At 64.5% G+C, this 20,708-nt stretch carries 17 protein-coding genes and 2 pseudogenes; 16 read left to right on the top strand and 3 right to left on the bottom strand.

Annotation, left to right across the window (positions count from 1 at the left end; all coding sequences use genetic code 11):
• Positions 1-258 precede the first annotated feature (258 nt).
• Complete coding sequence (locus FW796_RS29030; RefSeq protein ID WP_346634324.1) at positions 259-639, top strand: fe2+ zn2+ uptake regulation protein; 381 nt, start codon at positions 259-261, stop codon at positions 637-639.
• Positions 640-656: 17 nt separating this feature from the next.
• Here FW796_RS29030 and FW796_RS29025 read toward each other — a convergent pair whose 3' ends face one another.
• Positions 657-845 (bottom strand): hypothetical protein, encoded by a 189-nt coding sequence (locus FW796_RS29025; RefSeq protein ID WP_042941707.1) that lies wholly within the window; start codon positions 843-845, stop codon positions 657-659.
• A gap of 171 nt (positions 846-1,016) precedes the next feature.
• Between FW796_RS29025 and FW796_RS29020 the strand changes: the two genes are divergently transcribed.
• Positions 1,017-1,145, top strand: coding sequence for a hypothetical protein (locus FW796_RS29020; protein WP_256596732.1), 129 nt, complete (start codon positions 1,017-1,019; stop codon positions 1,143-1,145).
• A 93-nt stretch (positions 1,146-1,238) separates the two neighbouring features.
• Here the strand turns inward: FW796_RS29020 and FW796_RS29015 are convergent, their stop codons facing one another.
• Complete coding sequence (locus tag FW796_RS29015; RefSeq protein ID WP_346634323.1) at positions 1,239-2,153, bottom strand: LysR family transcriptional regulator; 915 nt, start codon at positions 2,151-2,153, stop codon at positions 1,239-1,241.
• Positions 2,154-2,271: 118 nt separating this feature from the next.
• Between FW796_RS29015 and FW796_RS29010 the strand changes: the two genes are divergently transcribed.
• Positions 2,272-3,267, top strand: coding sequence for an aldo/keto reductase (locus tag FW796_RS29010; RefSeq protein ID WP_346634322.1), 996 nt, complete (start codon positions 2,272-2,274; stop codon positions 3,265-3,267).
• Positions 3,268-3,317: 50 nt separating this feature from the next.
• Here the strand turns inward: FW796_RS29010 and FW796_RS29005 are convergent, their stop codons facing one another.
• Positions 3,318-3,854, bottom strand: a complete 537-nt coding sequence (locus tag FW796_RS29005) for a hypothetical protein (protein ID WP_346634321.1) — start codon at positions 3,852-3,854, stop codon at positions 3,318-3,320.
• Positions 3,855-3,953: 99 nt separating this feature from the next.
• Here FW796_RS29005 and FW796_RS29000 point away from each other — a divergent pair, with 99 nt between their 5' ends.
• From FW796_RS29000 to glgX, 13 genes and pseudogenes are all read left to right on the top strand, one after another.
• Complete coding sequence (locus tag FW796_RS29000) at positions 3,954-4,259, top strand: hypothetical protein (protein WP_346634320.1); 306 nt, start codon at positions 3,954-3,956, stop codon at positions 4,257-4,259.
• A 51-nt stretch (positions 4,260-4,310) separates the two neighbouring features.
• Positions 4,311-5,444: pseudogene (locus FW796_RS28995) on the top strand (cache domain-containing protein); the annotation flags it as partial.
• Between the two features lie 339 nt (positions 5,445-5,783).
• Positions 5,784-6,305, top strand: a pseudogene (locus tag FW796_RS28990) (methyl-accepting chemotaxis protein); the annotation flags it as partial.
• A gap of 80 nt (positions 6,306-6,385) precedes the next feature.
• The gene (locus FW796_RS28985; RefSeq protein WP_346634318.1) at positions 6,386-6,841 is read left to right on the top strand and encodes an SRPBCC family protein; all 456 of its coding nucleotides are present in this window, start codon (positions 6,386-6,388) and stop codon (positions 6,839-6,841) included.
• A gap of 396 nt (positions 6,842-7,237) precedes the next feature.
• Positions 7,238-7,687, top strand: a complete 450-nt coding sequence (locus tag FW796_RS28980; protein ID WP_346634317.1) for a DUF411 domain-containing protein — start codon at positions 7,238-7,240, stop codon at positions 7,685-7,687.
• A complete protein-coding gene (locus FW796_RS28975; protein ID WP_346634316.1) occupies positions 7,684-8,121 on the top strand; it encodes a YqaA family protein in 438 nt (145 codons plus the stop codon). Before FW796_RS28980 ends, FW796_RS28975 begins: the two co-directional genes overlap by 4 nt.
• 220 nt (positions 8,122-8,341) lie before the next feature.
• Positions 8,342-9,295 (top strand): D-2-hydroxyacid dehydrogenase family protein, encoded by a 954-nt coding sequence (locus FW796_RS28970; protein WP_346634315.1) that lies wholly within the window; start codon positions 8,342-8,344, stop codon positions 9,293-9,295.
• A gap of 483 nt (positions 9,296-9,778) precedes the next feature.
• Positions 9,779-11,347: a glycogen synthase GlgA gene (glgA, locus tag FW796_RS28965; RefSeq protein WP_404936934.1), complete on the top strand. Its 1,569-nt coding sequence runs from the start codon at positions 9,779-9,781 to the stop codon at positions 11,345-11,347.
• A gap of 14 nt (positions 11,348-11,361) precedes the next feature.
• Positions 11,362-13,158: a malto-oligosyltrehalose trehalohydrolase gene (treZ, locus tag FW796_RS28960; protein ID WP_446440502.1), complete on the top strand. Its 1,797-nt coding sequence runs from the start codon at positions 11,362-11,364 to the stop codon at positions 13,156-13,158.
• Positions 13,155-15,236: a 4-alpha-glucanotransferase gene (gene malQ, locus FW796_RS28955; RefSeq protein WP_446440501.1), complete on the top strand. Its 2,082-nt coding sequence runs from the start codon at positions 13,155-13,157 to the stop codon at positions 15,234-15,236. The genes treZ and malQ overlap by 4 nt, the downstream gene beginning before the upstream one ends.
• Entirely contained in the window at positions 15,233-18,019 is a 2,787-nt protein-coding gene (locus FW796_RS28950; protein ID WP_446440500.1) for a malto-oligosyltrehalose synthase, read from the top strand. Before malQ ends, FW796_RS28950 begins: the two co-directional genes overlap by 4 nt.
• Positions 18,020-18,040: 21 nt before the next feature.
• Positions 18,041-18,340 carry a DUF2934 domain-containing protein gene (locus FW796_RS28945; protein ID WP_446440499.1) on the top strand — a complete coding sequence of 100 codons (300 nt, stop codon included), beginning with the start codon at positions 18,041-18,043 and terminating at the stop codon, positions 18,338-18,340.
• A 116-nt stretch (positions 18,341-18,456) separates the two neighbouring features.
• Entirely contained in the window at positions 18,457-20,616 is a 2,160-nt protein-coding gene (gene glgX / locus FW796_RS28940; protein ID WP_346634309.1) for a glycogen debranching protein GlgX, read from the top strand.
• Positions 20,617-20,708 lie beyond the last annotated feature (92 nt).

Here is a 20,708-nt window from a genome sequence, read left to right as displayed (position 1 = left end):
AGGAAGGGTTTGGCAACGCCGCCAGTCTGGGAATCCAGCCGCGCACGGATCAACCGACGCCTGCCTGACCCTATGGACGAATCAGCGCAGAAAAAATTACCCCCAAGAGGTCGGCACGGACCGGCCAATGACATGTCAGCAACTTGATACCGACAAATTTTCTACATCCTGGGCTTCATGATTTGCCGTGCTCGTACGTCTAGTTACTAGAGCACCCATCATTCTTTTCCTGATAAGGCTCTGATAAGGAGTTTTTGCATGTACAACCCGCAACTGCCAATGGACGGCATCACCGTGAACAACACGCCTTCCCTGAATGCCGGCGCCGGTGTCTTCGGCAAGAACGCCGAGCGCAACAGTAATGAACGAATCAAGCACCTGCTGAAAAGCTTTGGCCTGCGCACCAGTCTGATTCGCCTGAAAGTCATCGACGCCCTGCTCACAGCAGCCCAGAGCGAGCGCTCCCTGGGTGTGCGGGGGGTTCACAGTCAACTGCTGGAACTGGATATTCCGCTGTCGTTTCTAAGCGTCCGAGAAGTCTTGAAGCGCCTGTGCACCGAGGGCGTCCTGACCCTCAATGCCGACAAGAGCTACAGCCTGCACCAGCAGGCCGCAGCGGTGCTCGACGGTCTCTCCTGAGACGGTCGAGCCACGGTTCAGGGCTTGACCTTGCGGCGCATCACGCCATTGATCACCACCACGACCACCGCCACACCAATGGCGATGTACTGGAACAGTTTTTCGCTGATGACGCCGTGGTTCTGCAGGTAGGAAAGGCCAAGCATGATCCCCAGTACCACCAGGGAAATCAGGATCGAGTATTTCAAGCGTTGTGACTGGGTCATTGCGGGGTCCTGAAGCTGAAAATGTATCCGCTGTGTATCAAGAACGATGCCAAGCACATACCCGGATTCGGGGATGCGCCGGGGAAATCGGGGTCACATGGTACAGGCGCGAAGGAGATTTTTCTCCTTCATCGTCCTGTCGAGTTCCCCGTGCCCTTTGAGGATTGAGAAATGTTCCGTCGAATCACACTGCTGATTCCCCTGCTGGCAATCCTGACCCTGTCAGGCTGCATCATCATGCCCCGCGATGGCGGGCATCACCGTTACTACGACGGCGGCCCGGGCTACTACCACCGCTGAGTCATCCGGCCAGTTCATCGGCCCCGCTGAATCTGCCACTCCCCCAGCCAACGCCCGCCCCGCCGCGGGCGTTCTGCTCTTTGCGGCAAGCCTTCAGGGTCGCGAGGTGCCATTGCCAGGGCGGGCGAACAACTCCAGCAGCCAGTCGACGAACACCCGCACCCGGGTGGACAGATGACGCTGGGGCGGATACATGGCGGTCAGCGGCAGCGACGGCACCGGAAAATCCTCCAGGACCTCTCGCAAGACTCCGGCCCGCAACTGTCGGGCAACGTTGTAATACGGCGTCTGCACCAGTCCGTAACCGGCTTCGCAGGCCGCCAGGTAGCCGTCGGCACTGTTGACCGCCACCTGCTTGGGCAACTCCATCGGGCGCAACTGGCCATCGATGTAGAACTCCAGACCATAACGTTTGCCGCTGACGCTGGAGAAATACTCCACCATCCGATGCCCTTCCAGGTCTGCCGGCGACTGGGGCGTTCCCCGCTGCTGCAAGTAGCCGGGGCTGGCGCACGTCACTTGTTGCAATTGCACCAGCGGTCGGGCCACCAGGCTGTCGTCCAGGGCCGGGCCGCCCCGCAAGGCGCAATCCACCCCCTCACGGATCAGATCCACGGGGCGGTCATTGAGGCCGATCTCCAGTTCGATCAGCGGGTAGCGGGCAGAGAACTCCGGCAACGCGGGAATCACGATCAGCCGACCGATTCCCACCGGCATATCGATGCGCAAGAGCCCCCGCGGGTTGTGCCGGGTGACCGAGAAGGCCGCTTCGGCCTCCTCCAGGTCCGCCAGCAGGCGCACGCAGCGCTGGTAATAGGCGGCGCCGTCCAGGGTGGGGCGGACCTGGCGGGTGGTGCGGTGCAAAAGCTGCACACCCAGGTGAGCTTCCAGTTGCTTGATCAGGATGGTGACCGAGGCTGCCGGCATGTGCAGATCCTCGGCGGCCCTGGCGAAACCGCCCAGCTCGACAATCCGGGTGAAGACGCGCATGGCGTTGAAACGGTCCATGAAACAGGCTCGCGATTATTTAGATAATGATAATAGTGATAGCGCTTTTAGCTGGTTTATAGGTCTTTTGTCGAGTAGCAAACTGAGCGCTCTTCCCCACTCATCGGAGTAATCGGCAATGCACACTCGACAACTTGGCCATCAGGGTCCACAGGTTTCCGCCATTGGCCTGGGCTGCATGGGCATGAGCGATTTCTATACCACCGGCAACGACCCCAAGGAGGCCATCGCCACCTTGCACCGAGCCCTGGAACTGGGGATCAACCTGCTGGACACCGCCGATATGTACGGTCCCCACAGCAACGAGGAATTGATCGGCCAGGCGATTCGCGGCAAGCGTCAGCAAGTGTTCCTGGCCAGCAAGTTCGGCATCGTCCGCGATCCGGGCGACGCGGATGCCCGCGGCGTCAACGGCCGTCCCGAATACGTGCGTGCTTCCATCGACGGCAGCCTGCGGCGCCTGGGCGTGGACACCCTGGACCTGTATTACCTGCATCGGGTCGACCCGGACGTGGCCATCGAAGAGACCGTCGGCGCCATGGCGGAACTGGTCAAGGCCGGCAAGGTGCGCTACCTGGGCTTGAGTGAAGCGTCGGCAAGCACCCTGGAGCGCGCCCACAAGGTACACCCCATCAGCGCCCTGCAAAGTGAATACTCGCTATGGAGCCGGGACCAGGAAGACAACGGCTGCCTGGCCGCCTGTCAGCGCCTGGGGATCGCCTTTGTCCCCTACAGCCCTCTGGGTCGAGGCTTTCTGACGGGCGCCCTGAAAAGCCCTGACGACTTTGCCGCCGATGACTTCCGGCGCTCCAACCCACGTTTCCAAGGCGAGAATTTCCAGCGCAACCTGCAACTGGTGGCGCAGGTGCAGCAACTGGCGGCGGACAAACAGGTCAGTGCCGGGCAACTGGCCCTGGCCTGGGTACTGGCTCAGGGCGACTACCTGATTCCGATTCCCGGAACCAAGCAACGGCGCTATCTGGAGGAAAACGTGGCAGCGCTGCAGATCCGCCTGAGTGCCGGGGAACTGACTTCGCTGGAGGCAATCTTCAGCCCGCAGACCACCGCCGGCCCCCGGTACACCGAGGAGGTGATGGCGCTGCTGGATCGCTGACGCAGGGAACGCGGCGCGGGCTCGACCAGGGAGCGCGCGCCGTTGGTGGGTCAGGCTTTGGCGGAAACGTTCTTGTCGGTCACCGTGGTGCCGTTGCCCTTGCCATAGCTCTGCAGGCTCTGCAGAACGTAGATCGCCTTCTTGTACTCGGGAACGAGGTAGTTGGCGTACTTGTTGCCCTTGATGTTGTTGCTCTGGATGTCATCGAGCTTCATCGCAAAGTACTCAAGAGCATTGAACGGCTCATCCGGGTTCTTCGGAATGCCGAAACGGTCGAACTTGTCGCCGGCGTTGATCAGGTTCAGCGCGGTGATGTCAGAAATCAGGCCATTGTTCTTGAGAAAGGTGCTCATGCCACCCAGGGACTTGGTGGTCACGTTGGTCGGGTCGAAACCCTTGATCTGCTTGTGAAGCTTCAACTGGTCCATCTTGCGGATATCCAGCACGGTGGGGTTGCTTCCCACCAGGCTCAACATCTGCCGTACCTTGGCACTTTGCGAGACCGGCTTGGAAGAACCGCTGCCACCGCCGTCCTGAACCAACAGACCCGCCTTGCTGGTCCAGCCTCCAACGTATCCGATTGCCATGCTGACACTCCTGTAGTCCGGCTTGCCAATCCCCCTGTTCAGCCTGGCTCAGAGAAGACCGGAAAAGTCTTGTCTAGCGTCTGAAACTGGGCGCAAACCGTGTTGAATCATCTGAATGGGCGCAAGTATCAACGCCAGGACGACTTCCCAACAACGCTTTATTTCCGCAATTTACAATTTTTGTACAAACTCGACACAATTAGCCCAAAGGCCCGATTTAAGCGGCGCCGGCTGTTTGCGCAACCTTCAAATCGTCATCTTTTCATGCTCACGATTGAACCGTTCAGCCGCTGTCGGCCCCTCCTGCGTGTCACCTGCGACAGCTTTTTTAAACACCACCCAACTTTTTTGGACGAACGTACTAAAGAGCACAAAAACCGCGCCGACATCCTGTGGATGCCCTGACAAGGCTCACCCTCTCCAAATAATAAAAAACGCTCGGTAAGGACAGGTCCCATGCCCGCTTTGCGCACGATTCAAGCCCGCTACACGCTCTTTCTGGTCCTGTTCATTGTCCTGATGCTGGTGCTCACGGTCATGGGAATCAGCCAACTGGTGGCGCCCAAGCTGCGCCATACCGAGGAGCAAGTGGCCCTCAATCGCATCGCCGAAGTGGCGCAGCGCATTCAGGGCGAGTTGAACAAGGTCCAGGCCCAGCAACGCAGCATCACCCAGACCATCCCCCTGCTCGACAGCGACAGCATCGACAAGGTCCTGCCGGGCCTGGTGGACCAGTACGGCGAGCAAAAGGTCTTCGGCGGCGGGATCTGGCCCCTGCCCGGCCAGCGCACCCCGGAGCGCAACAAGCACAGCACCTTCTGGCACCGTGATGCGTCCGGCAAGCTGGTGGTCAACACCTTCTGGAACAGCGACCCGGCGCCCAACTACTACGACCAGTCCTGGTACAAGGGCGGCATGCAGACCGCTCCCGGCCAGTGCGCCTGGGCCGCGGCCTACAAGGACGACGCCAGCGCCGAGCCGCGCACCAACTGCGCCATGGCCATCCGTCGCGACGGCCAGCCCTGGGGCGTGGCCACCATCGACGTCACCCTGGGTTTCTTCAACGATCTGGTGGCCCGTCAGGAGAAGGAGCTCGACGCCGAGATGCTGATCGTCGAAGCCGACGGCAAGATCATCAGCAACAGCTCGCGGATCAACGGCCCGATCGTGCTGAAGAACATCCGCGAACTGGCTGCCGGCTCGCCCTTCGCGGCCCAGGTCCAAAGCGCCCTGGAACGTCGCGACAACAACGCGCAACGCATCGAGTTCGATAACGCCGGGGTGCCCAGCACCTTCTTCATGCGCGCCATTGAAGGCACCCCCTGGTTCCTCGCCAGCGCCCTGCCCACCCACCTGATCACTGCCCAGCGCGACGACGTGCTGAGCACCCTGAGCCTGTTGCAGATCCCCATGGTGATCCTGCTGGTGCTGCTGCAGGTCTATGCGATCCGCCAACTGGTGCAGCGGATGAAGATCCTCAAGGGCAATATCGATGCACTGGCCACCGGTGACGCCGACCTGACCCGACGCATCGTGATCCGCGCCGAGGACGAACTGGGGGCCATCGGTCACTCGGTCAACCACTTCATCCAGTACCTGCAGAACATGATCGGCGAAGTCACCCAGGCCACCGAAGCCATGGCCGGCAGCCTGGCGCAGTTGCAGCAGACCTCGGCCCACAGCCAACAGATACTGATGCGGCACGCCTCGGAAACCGATCAGACAGTGACCGCCATCACCGAGATGAGCAGCACGGCCGACAGTGTCGCGGCCAACGCCGCCCAGACCGCGGACTTCACCCGGCGCGCCAACGAGCATGCCGAACACTCGCGGGTCGTCGTAGGCGAAGCCTCCGGCAGTGTCATCGCGCTGATCGACGAAGTGGCTGATGCCACCCACAAGGTCGAGGCCATGCAAGCCGACGCTCAACGCATCACCGAGATCCTCGGGGTGATCGGTGCCATTGCCGGGCAGACCAACCTGCTGGCCCTCAACGCCGCCATCGAGGCGGCCCGGGCCGGGGAACAGGGACGGGGCTTTGCCGTGGTCGCCGATGAGGTCCGGGCCCTGGCCGCACGGACCCAGGACAGCACCTCGCAGATCAACGAAATGCTCAGCCGCCTGACCCAGGGAGTGAGCTCCTCGGTCAGCGCCATGGAAAACACCCAGGCCAGTTGCCAGTCCGCGGCGGACGCCACGGCCCGGGTCAACAGCGGTCTGGATGAAATGGCCGACTCGGTGAATCAGATCAACAGTCTGAGCACCCAGATCGCCACCGCTGCCGAACAGCAGAGCGCGGTGACCGAGGAGATCAACCGCAGCATGGTCAGCATCCGACACATGGTCGAGGAGCTGGTGGAGAGTGCCCGGGCCGGTGAAAGCAATACCCAGAGCCTGTTGCAGGCCAATGCCCGGGTCAGCCACCTGATGGGCCGCTTCAAAGTCCGCTGAACGGTCGGCCCCCGCCGCTGGCGACGCGCCACGGCGGGGCTATATTTGCAGCCTCAGGTCACAAGGAAGTGGGGGGCAACATGGGCCAGCGCCAATCACATCTGCTGCAAGAGCGCATCAGCCATGAACTGTATATCCAGGCCGGAATCGACACTGTCTATTACTACGTCACCCAACCGGAGCGCTGGCCGGAGTGGCACCCATCCAGCCTGCGGGCCGACACCGGCCTGTGTGGCTCGCTGCCGACGGGTCACCGCTTCAGCGAAGTCATGAATCTCCTCGGGGTACAGATCCCCATGAGCTATCGCGTGCTGATCGCGGTATTTCCCAAAGAGTTCAAGGTCGTCTTCAGCTCCGCGGCCCTGGACGGCACTGTCCATTACCAACTGAACAAGCAAGGCGACGGCACGCTGTTGCGGCACACACTGGACTATTGCACCGACCTGCAACTAAGCAGCCTGCGGGCGCGCATGGAGCAGCTTTCGACCCAGGCCCTGGGCAATCTCAAGCAACGTCTGGAGCACCCGGGCGACTGACAAATCTGTAATGCCCGCCTCAGTTTCCTGACAGCCAGCGCTGATTAGAGTCCCCTCCAATCCGCTGACCGACTGAAAGCCTGCCATGCCGCTCCCTACCTCAAGGCACACCCCGTCCCGACGCACCCTCGTCAAGGCCCTGGTGGTCGGCCTGCAAGGCGCGGACCGCTGACTACGCCCGCAACGATGACGCCCCGGACAACGGCGCCTGTCTGGTTTTGCGGTGACGGATGTGATTCTAGAACCCTTCATCCGCTCCCGGAGCTTGGTATCAACTTGAAACAAAAGCCCCCGGCAGCTGGCAAAAAAAACCGCAAAATGCACCACCCCGAGCGCGCACCCGCGGGGCCCGGCCCTGCCAGCGCCCCTTATTCAACAGCGACAACGAGACTTTCGATGAAAACTTCACTGCGTCTGGCGGCCCTGTCCGCCCTGCTGATCGGCTCCCTGGCTCAGGCTGGCGAACTGATCCCCATCGACGTGCACCGCGACGCCAACTGCGGCTGCTGCAAAAAGTGGATCGAGCACCTGCAGGACAACGGTTTTGCCGTCACCGACCACGTGGAAAGCAACATGAGCGCGGTCAAGCAGCGCTTGGGTGTCGCCCCGCGCCTGGGGTCCTGTCACACCGCGGTGATCGACGGCAAATTCGTCGAAGGCCATGTCCCCGCTGAACAGGTCCTGGCCCTGCGCAAGCGCAACGACCTGCTGGGCATCGCCGCCCCGGGCATGCCCATGGGTTCCCCCGGCATGGAAATGGACGGCATGGGCGCCGAGGCCTTCCAGGTCATCGGCCTGACCCGTGACGGCCAGGATGTCGTAGTAGCGGACTACCCGGCCCGTTGATCGCCAGCGCCTACCTCGGCCTGTTTCTCGCCGCCTTCGCCGCCGCCACCCTGCTGCCCCTGCAGTCGGAAGCACTGCTGGTCGGCCTGCTGCACAACAGCCAACTGGCGGTACTCGGGCTCTGGCTGGTGGCGACCCTGGGCAACGTCCTGGGCTCCCTGGTCAACTGGTGGCTGGGGCGGCGCCTTGACACCTACAAGGACCGTCGCTGGTTTCCCGTCAGCCCGCGTCACCTGGAGCGGGCCCGGGTGCACTACCAGCGCTACGGCCACTGGACGCTGCTGCTGAGCTGGATGCCCGTGATCGGCGATCCACTGACCCTGGTGGCAGGCGTCATGGGCGAACCCCTCAAGCGTTTCCTGCTGATCGTCAGCCTGGCCAAGGGCGCCCGCTACGCCGTGCTGGTGTGGCTGACCCTGGGCTGGCTAGGCTGAACCACGCCCACGCACACGCCCCCCCGTAGGAGCTGGCTTGCCAGCGAAAGCGCCCTCACGACAAACGCCCACTTCACAGACCTCTTTGCCGGCAAGCCGGCTCCTACACCGTTAACCATGGCTTTTGTAAATGGAACCCGAGGCCAATCTGCGACATGATCGGCTGCGTCAACAGGCCCTGCCAGGCCACCTGAACCGTCCCCCAGAAAGGAGCCTGAACATGGCTGTACAGATTGCGGTCATCGATGATTGGCAAGACGTGGCCCGCGACGTGGTGGACTGGTCGGTGCTGCAAGGCATTGGCCAGGTCAGCTTCCTGCATGACTACCCGGCGGACCACGCCACGCTGATCCAGCGTCTGCAGCCCTTCCAGGTGATCTGCCTGATGCGCGAGCGCACAGTGTTCGACGCAGCCCTGCTGCAAGGCCTGCCCCGGCTCAAATTGCTGCTGACCGGCGGCATGCGCAACGCCGCCATCGACCTCAAGGCCGCCACGGCCCTGGGGGTCCAGGTCTGCGGCACCGACAGTTACAAGCACGCCGCTCCGGAACTGACCTGGGCCCTGCTCATGGCCCTGACCCGCAATCTGCTCAATGAAGCCAATGCCCTGCGCGCCGGCCATTGGCAACAGGGCCTGGGGGGCGACTTGCACGGCAAGACCCTGGGCATTCTCGGCCTGGGCAGCATCGGCCAGCGGGTGGCGCAGTTCGGCCAGGTGTTCGGCATGCGGGTCATTGCCTGGAGCGAAAACCTCACCGCCGAGCGCGCGGCCATCGCCGGGGCAACCCTGGTCAGCAAACAGGAGCTGTTCGAGCAGGCCGACATGCTCTCGGTGCACCTGGTACTCAGCGAACGCAGCCGTGGTCTGGTGGACGCCCAGGCCCTGGGCTGGATGAAGCCCGAGGCCTTGCTGGTCAACACCGCCCGGGGCCCGATCGTCGATGAGGCGGCCTTGATCGCCGCCCTGGAGCAGGGCCGCCTGGCGGGAGCCGCTCTGGATGTGTTCGCCCGCGAGCCGTTGCCCGCCGACCATCCGTTCCGGCGCCTGCCCAATGTCCTGGCCACACCCCATATCGGCTATGTCAGCCAGCAGAACTACCGGCAGTTCTTCACCCAGATGATCGAGAACCTGCAGGCCTGGCACGCCGGCCAGCCGATCCGTCCGCTCAACTAAGCGCAACACCGCAAGCCTCTCCCGCGGCGGCCTTGCCCATTTTCGGGCAAGGCCGCCAGGTGCCTGCACCACCCCCTCGCGCGCCCTCACCGTTTTCGCGCCGAGGCCATTTCGCCCCCGCTCTGCGGCGGTGCACGACCGACCTTTCGTCGGGATAAATCCGTTGTCCAACTCCCGCCCCGGGGGAAAACCCCGCCCCGCCCGGCACCGCTCTAGGTTCTGTCCTAGACTGCTTTTCGCATCGTGACCGAGCGGTCACTTTTGCATTGAAAAAGTCGAAACTTTTCGCTTCGGCCCAAGGTCAGGTTAAAGGTAGGGCCGCTGCCACTGGTGCATTCCTTGCAACGGCTCCTCCATCCTTTCTGCTGCAGCGCTCGAGCAGCTCAGGCTGATCGATGTGTGGCGCGATTGCGCCCGGCCACAGGAATGGCCCGACAGTAGCGCTTGAGTCACCAGAACAGATCAATAAAACGGGAGAGACCTATGATCAGCGCCGCATTGGACACTCAGGGAGAGCATCCTCAACAGCAGGCCGGTGAACGTGCCCCCCAGGCGATTTCCATCCCTGGAGGCAAGACCGTACTGCCGCTGGCTCGTCAGAACCCCAACCGCAAGCGGGTGCTGTTCGTCACCTCGGAAATCGCCGACCTGGTGAAGACCGGCGGTCTCGGCGACGTCTCCGCTGCCCTGCCCCGGGCCATGGCCCACCTGCACGATGTGCGGGTGCTGATCCCCGGCTATCCCCAGGTGCTGCACAGCGAGAACCCCATCCATATCATCGGCGAGCTGGGGGGCCACGCGGCGTTGCCGGCCTGCAAGATCGGGCGCATGGACATGCCCGACGGCCTGGTGATCTATGTGCTGATCTGCCCGGAGCTGTACGAGCGCGAAGGCTCGCCCTACGGCGCCAACAATGGCCGCGACTGGCCCGACAACCACATTCGCTTTGCCCGCCTGGGGCTGGCCGCTGCCGACATCGCCGCCAACCTGGCACAAATCCACTGGTGCCCCGATCTGGTGCACGCCCACGACTGGCCCGCCGGCCTGGCCCCGGCCTACATGCACTGGCGCGGGCAGCGCACGCCGACGCTGTTCACCATCCATAACCTGGCGTACCAAGGCGTGGTCAGCCTGGCCTCGTGCCCGGAACTGGGCATTCCCGAACACGCCCTGCAACAAGAAGGCATGGAGTTCTACGGCAAGCTGTCGTTCCTCAAGGCCGGCATGGCCTACGCCAGCCACATCACCACCGTGAGCGCCACCTACGCCCAGGAAATCACCACCCCAACCTTCGGTTGCGGACTCGACGGTTTTCTCGCCAGCAAGACCCAGCAAGGTTTGCTCAGTGGCATCCCCAATGGCATCGACGAAAGCTGGGACTCGGCCACCGATGCGCACCTGTTCTGCCCCTTCAGCATGGGCGACTGGGACGGCAAGGCGGCCAACGCCGCCCATGTGCGGCAAATGTTCGGGCTTGACGCCAGCAACGGCCCGCTGTTCGCCGTGGTCTCGCGGCTGGTCTACCAGAAGGGTCTGGACCTCACCGAGGGCGTGGCCGAATTCATCGTCGCCAGCGGCGGCCAGATCGCCATCATCGGGCGCGGCGAACCGGAAGAGGAACAATCCATGCGGGCCCTGGCCCGGCGCTTTCCCGGGCGCATCGGGGTCAATATCGGCTTCAATGAAACCGATGCCCGGCGCATGTTCGCCGGCAGCGACTTCCTGCTCATGCCGTCGCGCTACGAGCCCTGCGGGCTGAGCCAGATGTACGCCCAGCGCTTTGGTTCGCTGCCAGTGGCGCGCAACACCGGCGGCCTGGCGGACACCATCGAGAATGGTGTCACCGGTTTCCTCTTCGACGAATCCACGGTCGCCAGCTACCAGGAAGCCCTGACCCGGGCGTTCAAGGTCTTCGCCTATCCGGCGCTGCTCAACGCCATGCGCTGCCGGGCCATGGCGGCCCCGTTCAACTGGTGCAAGGCGGTGGAACCCTACGCCGAACTCTACGAACAACTGGTGGCCAAGGCCCTGGGGCAGGCTGCCAGACAGTAAGGGGGCCTGGATCGATGCCATCAAGCACCCGGCACAGCTGGACCCATGGCGCAGTGATGCTGGACAGCGAACACACCCGGTTCGCCCTGTGGGCCCCGGATGTCCGTGAGGTCTGCGTGGAACTGACGGACGGCCGGTCACTGCCGATGCTGGCCGAAGCTGACGGCTGGTTCGTGATTCAGGCACGTTGCCAGGCGGGCAGCCGCTACCGCTTCACCCTCGATCGGCAGATCCAGGTGCCGGACCCGGCCTCCCGGGCCCAGGACGGCGATGTACATGGCCCCAGCCTGGTGGTCGACCACAACGTCTACCCCTGGCAGCAGCCACAGTGGCGTGGCCGGCCCTGGCACGAGGCGGTGATCTACGAACTGCATGTCGGCGTCATGGGCGGCTACAAGGCGGTGCAGCAGGCCCTGCCGGCGCTGGTGGACCTGGGGGTGACCGCCATCGAGCTGATGCCCCTGGCGGAGTTTCCCGGCGAGCGCAACTGGGGCTACGACGGCGTCCTGCCCTATGCCCCGGAAGCCTCCTATGGTTCTCCCGACGACCTCAAGGCCCTGATCGACGCCGCCCACGGCCTGGGCCTGGCGGTGATCCTCGACGTGGTCTACAACCACTTCGGCCCCGACGGCAACTACCTGCAACGCTACGCCAAGGGTTTCTTCCGGGAGGATCTGCACACTCCCTGGGGCGCGGCCATCGACTTTCGCCGGCGACAGGTGCGCGACTTTTTCATCGACAACGCCCTGATGTGGCTGCTGGACTACCGTTTCGACGGCCTGCGCCTGGACGCCGTGCACGCCATCGACGACCCGGACTTCCTCCATGAACTGGCCCAGCGAGTACGCCAGGCGGTGCCGGCTTCGCGCCATGTGTGGCTCAACCTGGAAAACGAGTTCAACCAGGCCAGCCTGCTGCAACGGGGTTTCGACGCCCAGTGGAACGACGACGGGCACAACGCTCTGCACGTGCTGCTCACCGGAGAAACCGACGCCTATTACGCCGACTTCGCCGACGAACCCACCGCGCAACTGGCCCGCTGCCTGAGCCAGGGCTTCGCTTTCCAGGGCCATGCCAACCGCCACGGCGAACCCCGGGGCGAACCCAGCGGCCACCTGCCCCCCAGCGCCTTTGTGCTGTTCCTGCAGAACCACGACCAGATCGGCAACCGGGCCTTCGGCGAGCGCCTCAACCAACTGGCGCCGACCCAGGCCCTGCAGGCGGCCACGGTGTTGCTGCTGTTGTCACCGATGATTCCGTTGCTGTTCATGGGGGATGAAGTGGCGGCCCAGGAGCCGTTCCTGTTCTTCACCAGCCATCAGGGGGAACTGGCCGAGGCCGTGCGCCAAGGCCGGCGCAACGAGTTCGCCGCCTTCAGCGCCTTTGCCGACGCCGCGCAGCGCCAGCGCATCCCTGATCCCAACGCCCTCTCGACCTTCCAGGCGTCACGCCCCCTGCCCCAGTCGAAACAGGCCGAGACGACCCGTGAGCTGTACCGCAGCCTGCTGCGTATCCGCCACCGCGAGTTGATCCCGCGCCTGCCCGGTGCCCAGGCCATGGACACCCAAGTGCTGGCCGAAGGTGCCCTGAGCGCACGCTGGCGCCTGGGAGACGGCAGCCTGCTGCGCATCGACCTCAACCTCAGCCCGCACCGGGTCGAGCTGGAGCCCGAAGCAACAGCGCAACTCTGGTTCGAACACCCACCGCACACCCTTGAGCACTGGCAGCAGGGCTGGCTACCGGCCTTCAGCGTACTGGTGCAACTGGACAGCGGGCCTTGCCCCACCGCCCCCCATGGAGAACGCCTATGAGCGATGCGCAACTGGAAATACTCGCCAGCCGCGCCGGCCTGGCAGTGGACTGGACCGACGCCAACGGCCGGCCGCAAAAAGTTGAGGCTCGGGTGTTGCGGGCCGTGCTGGCAGGCCTTGGCCACCCCGCCGACAGCGACCAGGAAATCGCCGACAGCCTGCAGCAGTTACACCAGCTGCAGCAAAGCCGACACCTGCCACCGCTGCTGACCGCCGACGTCGGCCAGGGCCTGGACCTGGCTCGGTACTTCGCCCCCGGGACCCGCTGTGCCATCGAACTGGAAAATGGCGAACCTTTGTCGTTGCTGCTCGATGAACAGAGCGTACTGCCAGGACAGATCCCGGTGGGTTACCACTCGGTGCGCATCGAGGAGGAACACTTCATCCTCGCGGTGGCCCCCGAACGCTGCTACAGCGTGGCCGACGCCGTGGCCCAGCCCACCCCGCGTGCCTGGGGCCTGAGTGTCCAGTTGTATGCCTTGCGCCGCCCCGGTGACGGCGGATTCGGCGACACCCAGGCGCTGGAAGAGCTGGCCCGGCAAGCCGCCGAGCGCGGCGCCGATGCCCTGGCCATCAGTCCGCTGCATGCCATGTTCAGCAGCGACCCTCAACGCTACAGCCCCTATTCGCCCTCCAGCCGGCTGTTTCTCAACAGCCTGTATGCCGCTCCCGGGGCCATTCTCGGCGACCGCGCCTGGCGCAGCGCCATCGAATCCTGTGGCCTTGGCGAGACGTTGCAGGCACTGGAACAGCAACCGCTGATCGATTGGCCCCAGGCGGCCCAGGCCAAACAGCAAGCGCTGCGCGCCTTGTACGAAGGCTTCTGCCATGGCCAGCACCCCTTGCACGAGGACTTCGCCAGCTATCGGCGCAGCGCCGGCGAAGCCCTGGAAAACCACTGCCGCTTCGAAGCCATCCAGGCCGAGCGCGCCGCCCGCGGCGAAGACCCGGACTGGCGCCACTGGCCGCAACACTGGCGCAACCCGGCGAGCCCGGCCCTGGCCCGGTTCGCCGAGGAGCAGGCTCATGAAATCGGCTTCCATGCCTTCTGCCAATGGCTGATCGCCCGCAGCCTGGAACGGGCGCAGAGCGCGGCCCGCAGCAGCGGCATGGGCATCGGCCTGATCGCCGACCTGGCGGTGGGCGCCGACGGCGGCGGCAGCCAGGCCTGGAGCCGCCAGGAGCAGTTGCTGGCAGCCCTGACCGTGGGTGCGCCACCGGACAGTCTCAATCGCCAGGGCCAGGGTTGGGGCATCTCGGCCTTCTCTCCCGAAGGTTTGCAGCGCCATGGTTTTCGCGCCTTCATCGAAATGCTCCGAGCCAACTTCGCCCATGCCGGCGGCTTGCGCATCGACCATGTGATGGGCCTGCAACGGCTCTGGGTGATTCCTCTGGGGGCGCCTCCCAGCGACGGCGCCTACCTGTATTACCCAGTGGACGATCTGCTGCGCCTGCTGACCCTGGAATCCCATCGGCACCAGGCCATTGTCCTCGGCGAGGACCTGGGGACGGTGCCCGACGGCTTGCGGGAAAAACTCGCCGCCCGGGCCATGCTCGGCATGCGCGTGCTTTTGTTCGAACAGGATCACGGCTGCCACTTCAAGCCGATCCTGGACTGGCCGGACAACGCCCTGGCCACCACCAGCACCCACGATCTGCCGACCCTCAACGGCTGGTGGCAGGGCCGCGACATCGACTGGAACCTGCACCTGGGCATGGTGGATGAACAAGGGGCGCGGCAATGGCGCGAACACCGCCAGCGCGAACGTGACGGCCTGCGCCAGGCCCTGGCAAGGGACCCACAGAACTTTCACCAAGAGGCCCACGAAGCCGATCAAGTGCTGGACGCCAGCGTGCGCTTTCTCGGCCATACCCGCGCGCCCCTGGTGCTGCTGCCCCTGGAAGATGCCCTGGGCATCGACGAGCAGGCCAACCTGCCCGGCACCCTCGACAGCCATCCCAACTGGCGCCGGCGCCTGGCCAGTGCCAGCCGGCGCCTGCTGGACGACAGCGATGCCGCCCGGCGCCTGGAACTGCTGGCCTGCGCCCGGCAACAAGCCCTTGAGCGTGACCGATGACCTTGCCGTCCCTGCCCTTGCTGCGGGCCAGCCTGCGCCTGCAGTTTCATCAAGGCTTCACCCTCGATGACGCCGTGCCCCTGGTGCCCTACTTCGCTCGCCTGGGCATCAGCCATCTCTATGCCTCCCCCCTGCTCTGGGCCCGAGCCGGCTCCCAGCACGGCTATGACGTGGTTGACCCGACCCGGGTCAACCCGGAGTTGGGGGGCGAAGCGGCCCTGCGGCGTCTGGTGGCGGCCCTGCGTCAACATGAAATGGGTCTGATCCTCGACATCGTGTCCAACCATATGGCCGTGGGCGGCAGCGACAACCCCTGGTGGCTGGACCTGCTGCAATGGGGGCGCCTGAGCCCCTATGGCGAATTCTTCGATATCCAGTGGCACTCGGCGGACCCGCTGATGGAAGGCCAACTGCTCCTGCCGTTCCTTGGCAGCGACTATGGCGTGGCGCTGCAGGAAGGCAGCTTGAAGCTGCAACTGGACGACGAGCTGGGTGGCTTTCATGTGCAGCACCATGAACACCACTTTCCCATCTGCCCCTGGGACTACGCACAACTGCTGCGCCTCCCCGAGCCGCTGGACGCCGAGTCCAGCGCCGCCCTGAAGTCCCTGGCCGACGGTTTTGCTGCGCTGCGCTTCAACAGCGACGCCCATACCCAGGCCCGCCCCCTGCAACAGGCCCTGGCACACCAACTGCAGCAGCCGTCAGTACGCCAGGCCATCGACGCCCACTTGCAACGCTACGACTCGCGCCAGGCCGACGGTTTCACCCGTCTGCATCAGTTGCTGGAACAACAGAGCTACCGCCTGGCCAGCTGGCGCACCGCGGCCGATGACATCAATTGGCGACGCTTCTTCGACGTCAATGAACTGGGGGGGCTGCGGGTCGAACGCCCGGCCGTGTTCGAAGCGACCCACGCCAAGATCTTCCAGCTGATCGAAGAAAATCTGGTGGATGGCCTGCGCATCGACCACATCGACGGCCTGGCCGATCCCCGGGGTTACTGCCGCAAGCTGCGGCGCCGGGTCGACCGCCTGCGCCCGGGGCAGCACCTGCCGATCTACGTCGAGAAGATCCTCGGCCCTGGCGAGACCCTGCATCGCGATTGGGGCGTGGACGGCAGCACCGGCTACGAATTCATGAACCAGCTGTCGCTGTTGCAACAGGCGCCCGACGGCCAGCCGCTGCTGGCGGAACTCTGGAGCCGGCACAGTCAGCGTTCGCCGCAATTCGGCGAGGAAGCCCTGCTGGCACGCCGGCAGATCCTCAACGGTTCCCTGGCCGGCGACTTTGAAAACGTGGCCCAGGTGCTGCTGCAAGTGGCACGGCTGGACCTGATGAGCCGCGACCTGACCCTGGGGGCCATCCGCCGGGCGCTGCAGGAGCTGATCGTGCACTTTGCGGTGTATCGCACCTACATCAGCGCCCAGGGCCGCGGCCCCCAGGACCAGCTGTTTTTCCAGCAGGCCATCGACGGTGCCCGAGGCAGCCTGAGCGAGGCCGACTGGCCGGTGCTGGACTGCCTGGAACGCTGGCTCGGTGGCCAGGGCTGGCGCCGGCAGCCACCGGGCCGGGCGCGCAAGTTGTTGCGCCACGCCTGCGTGCGCTTCCAGCAACTGACTTCGCCAGCCGCGGCCAAGGCCGTGGAAGACACCGCCTTCTACCGCTCGGCGGTGCTCCTGGCGCGCAATGACGTGGGCTTCAACAGCGAACAGTTCAGCGCGCCGATCTCGGCCTTCCACAGCGCTTGCCAGCAGCGCCTGGAGAGCTTCCCCGACAACCTGCTGACCAGCGCCACCCATGACCACAAGCGCGGCGAAGACAGCCGCGCGCGCCTGGCCCTGCTCAGTGAGCGGGCTCCCTGGTATGCCCGTCAGGTGGCCAGCTGGCGACTGTTGGCCGCACCCTTGCGCCAGCACCCCGACGCCCCCTCGGCGGGCGATGAACTGATCCTCTACCAAACCCTCCTGGGCAGCTGGCCTCTGGATTTGCAGGCTGAGGATCAGCCGGGCCTGGAGCGCTATGCCCAGCGCATCTGGCAATGGCAACTCAAGGCCCTGCGTGAAGCCAAGCTGCACAGCAGTTGGGCAGCGCCCAACCCTGACTACGAAGAGGGAGTGCAGGCTTTTGTCAGCGCCGTGCTGGGCTCGCCGCAAGGCCTGGCCCTGCGCCAGTCGCTCGCGGCGGCCGCCAACAGCATCGCTCCTGGCGGCGCCCTCAACAGCCTGGCGCAAACTTTGCTGCGCATGACCGTACCGGGGGTGCCGGACCTGTATCAGGGCAACGACTTCTGGGATTTCAGCCTGGTGGACCCGGACAACCGCCGACTGCCGGACTACCCGGCCCGGCAACGGGCTCTGGACAGCCCGCGCGATCCTCGGCAGTGGCTGGTCCAGTGGCGTGACGGACGCATCAAGCAGGGCCTGATTGCCCGCACCCTGGGCCTGCGCGGTCAATACCCGGAGCTGTTCCAGCGCGGCAGCTACCAGCCATTGCCGGTGCTGGGTCAGGAAGCCGGTCGGGTGCTGGCGTTCATGCGTGAATACCAGGAGCAACGGGCCGTGGTGATAGTGCCGATCCGGGTGGCCGGCCTGCTGGATGACAGTGCAATCCCCCAGGTGGATGCGCAGCGATGGGGCGATACCCGGGTGCAACTACCGTTCACCGCTTCGGGCCGCAACCTGAATGGACTTTTTTCAACCGGAGCAGTCACACCCCACAAGGAATTGCTGATCAGCGCCGTATTGCAAGACTTTCCGCTCAACCTTTTGATTCAACATTGAGTTCAGTCCAGGAGCATTTCGATGAGTACCGACGACAAACGCATTCGTGAATTCGCCTATCAGATCTGGGAGTCGGAAGGGAAACCGGAGGGCCACGAAGCCCGACACTGGGAAATGGCCCGCAAGCTCGCCGAGGCCGAGGCCCTGGCCCCCAGCCAGCCGCCCAAGACCGCCAAGGCCAAACCTGCCACGGCCAAGCCGGCCAGCAAGAGCGCGAGCAAACCCGGGGCCAAGTCGGCCGCCGCGGTGGTAGTGCCGCCGGGCGAGAAGCCTGCTGCGGCGAAGAAACCCCGGGGCCCGCGCAAGCCGCCAGCCCACTGACGACACTCCCGCCCCGTCTATCGCCCTAAACCGGTGGCGCGCCCCTGCGCCACCCAGGATGGCTGCGCCCCGGAAAACCTCCGGCTGGCCCTCCGATCCTTTTTGCAGGAGCAACCATGAGCAGATCCAAGCAGACCCCGTCGACTCCCGAAAACGAACCCTCGCGCATCCGTGAAGGCCTGCCCTTCCCTCTGGGCGCCACCTGGGATGGCCTGGGCGTCAACTTCGCGCTGTTCTCGGCCAACGCCACCAAGGTCGAACTCTGCCTGTTCGACGCCGCCGGCGAAGTGGAGCTGGAACGTATCGAACTGCCCGAATACACCGACGAGATCTTCCACGGCTACCTGCCCGACGCTCACCCCGGGCTGATCTACGGCTACCGGGTGCACGGCCCCTATGATCCGGCCAACGGTCACCGTTTCAACCCCAACAAGCTGTTGATCGACCCGTATGCCAAACAGCTGGTGGGCCAATTGAAATGGTCCGAGGCGCTGTTCGGCTACACCATCGGCCATCCTGACGCCGACCTCAGCTTCGATGAGCGCGACAGCGCGCCCTTCGTGCCCAAGTGCAAGGTCATCGATCCGGCCCACACCTGGGGCCACGACCAGCGGGTCAGCGTGCCCTGGGACAAGACCATCCTCTACGAAACCCACGTGCGCGGCTTCACCATGCGCCACCCTTCGGTGCCCGAGAACCTGCGGGGGACCTTTGCCGGGCTGATGGTGGATGACGTGCTGGAGCACATCCGCAAGCTCGGGGTGTCGTCGGTGGAGCTGCTGCCGATCCACGCCTTCGTCAACGACCAGCACCTGCTGCACAAGGGCATGACCAACTACTGGGGCTACAACAGCATCGCCTTCTTCGCCCCGGACCCGCGCTACCTGGCCAGCGGCAAGATCGCCGAATTCAAGGAAATGGTCGCCCACCTGCACGAAGCCGGGCTGGAGGTGATTCTGGACGTGGTCTACAACCACACCGCCGAAGGCAACGAGCAAGGCCCGACCCTGTCCATGCGCGGCATCGACAACGCCTCCTACTACCGCCTGATGCCCGACGACAAGCGCTTCTACATCAACGATTCAGGCACCGGCAACACCCTGGACCTGAGCCACCCCTGCGTGCTGCAGATGGTCACCGACTCGCTGCGCTACTGGGCCACGGAGATGCACGTGGACGGCTTCCGCTTCGACCTGGCGACCATCCTCGGTCGCTATCACGATGGTTTCGACGAGCGCCACAGCTTTCTCGTGGCGTGCCGCCAGGACCCGGTGCTGCGCCAGGTGAAAATGATCGCTGAACCCTGGGACTGTGGCCCCGGTGGCTACCAAGTGGGTAAATTCCCGCCGGGCTGGGTGGAGTGGAACGATCGTTTCCGCGATACGGTACGGGCCTTCTGGAAAGGCGACGACGGCCAGTTGGCGGACTTTGCCGGACGCCTGACCGCCTCTGGCGAGATGTTCAACCAGCGCGGCCGCCGCCCCTATGCTTCAGTCAACTTCGTCACCGCCCACGACGGTTTCACCCTGCACGATCTGGTGTCCTACAACGACAAGCACAACGAGGCCAATGACGAGAACAACCAGGACGGCAGCAACAACAACCTGTCCTGGAACCATGGCGTCGAAGGTCCCAGCGACGACCCCGAGATCAATGCCCTGCGCCTGCGCCAGATGCGCAACTTCTTCGCCACCCTGCTGCTGGCCCAGGGCACGCCGATGATGGTGGCCGGCGACGAGTTCGCCCGCACCCAGCACGGCAACAACAACGCCTATTGCCAGGACAGCGAGATCGGCTGGGTCAACTGGGAGCTGGATGCCGACGGCAAGTCGCTGCTCAAGTTCGTCAAGCGCCTGATCAAGCTGCGCCTGAGCTACCCGATCCTGCGCCGCGGGCGTTTCCTGGTGGGCAACTACAACGAGGACATTGGCGTCAAGGACGTCACTTGGCTGGCTCCCGACGGCAACGAAATGACCACCGAGCACTGGCAGGATACCCATGGCCGCTGCCTGGGCATGCTGCTGGACGGCCGCGCCCAGGAAACCGGCATCCGCCGCCCCGGGGCGGATGCCACCGTGCTGCTAGTGGTCAACGCCCACCACGACATCGTCAATTTCCGCCTGCCGCACGTGCCCGCCGGAGAGTTCTGGACCTGCATGCTCGACACCCACCAGCCGGCGGTGCGCGGCCAGGAGCGCTTCGCCTTTGGTCACGAATATTCGGTGACCGGGCGTTCGCTGCTGTTCTTCGAACTTCAGCATGAAGAGGATGACTGAGCGCAAGGCTTGCAGCGCCCTCGATGCCGCCTTCGCTGGCAAGCCCGCTCCTACAATCCACCACAACCCGCAGGAGCCGGCTTGCCGGCGAA

Source organism: Pseudomonas sp. 910_21 (genome assembly GCF_052850735.1).
This window is presented reverse-complemented; position numbering and strand designations above follow the sequence as displayed.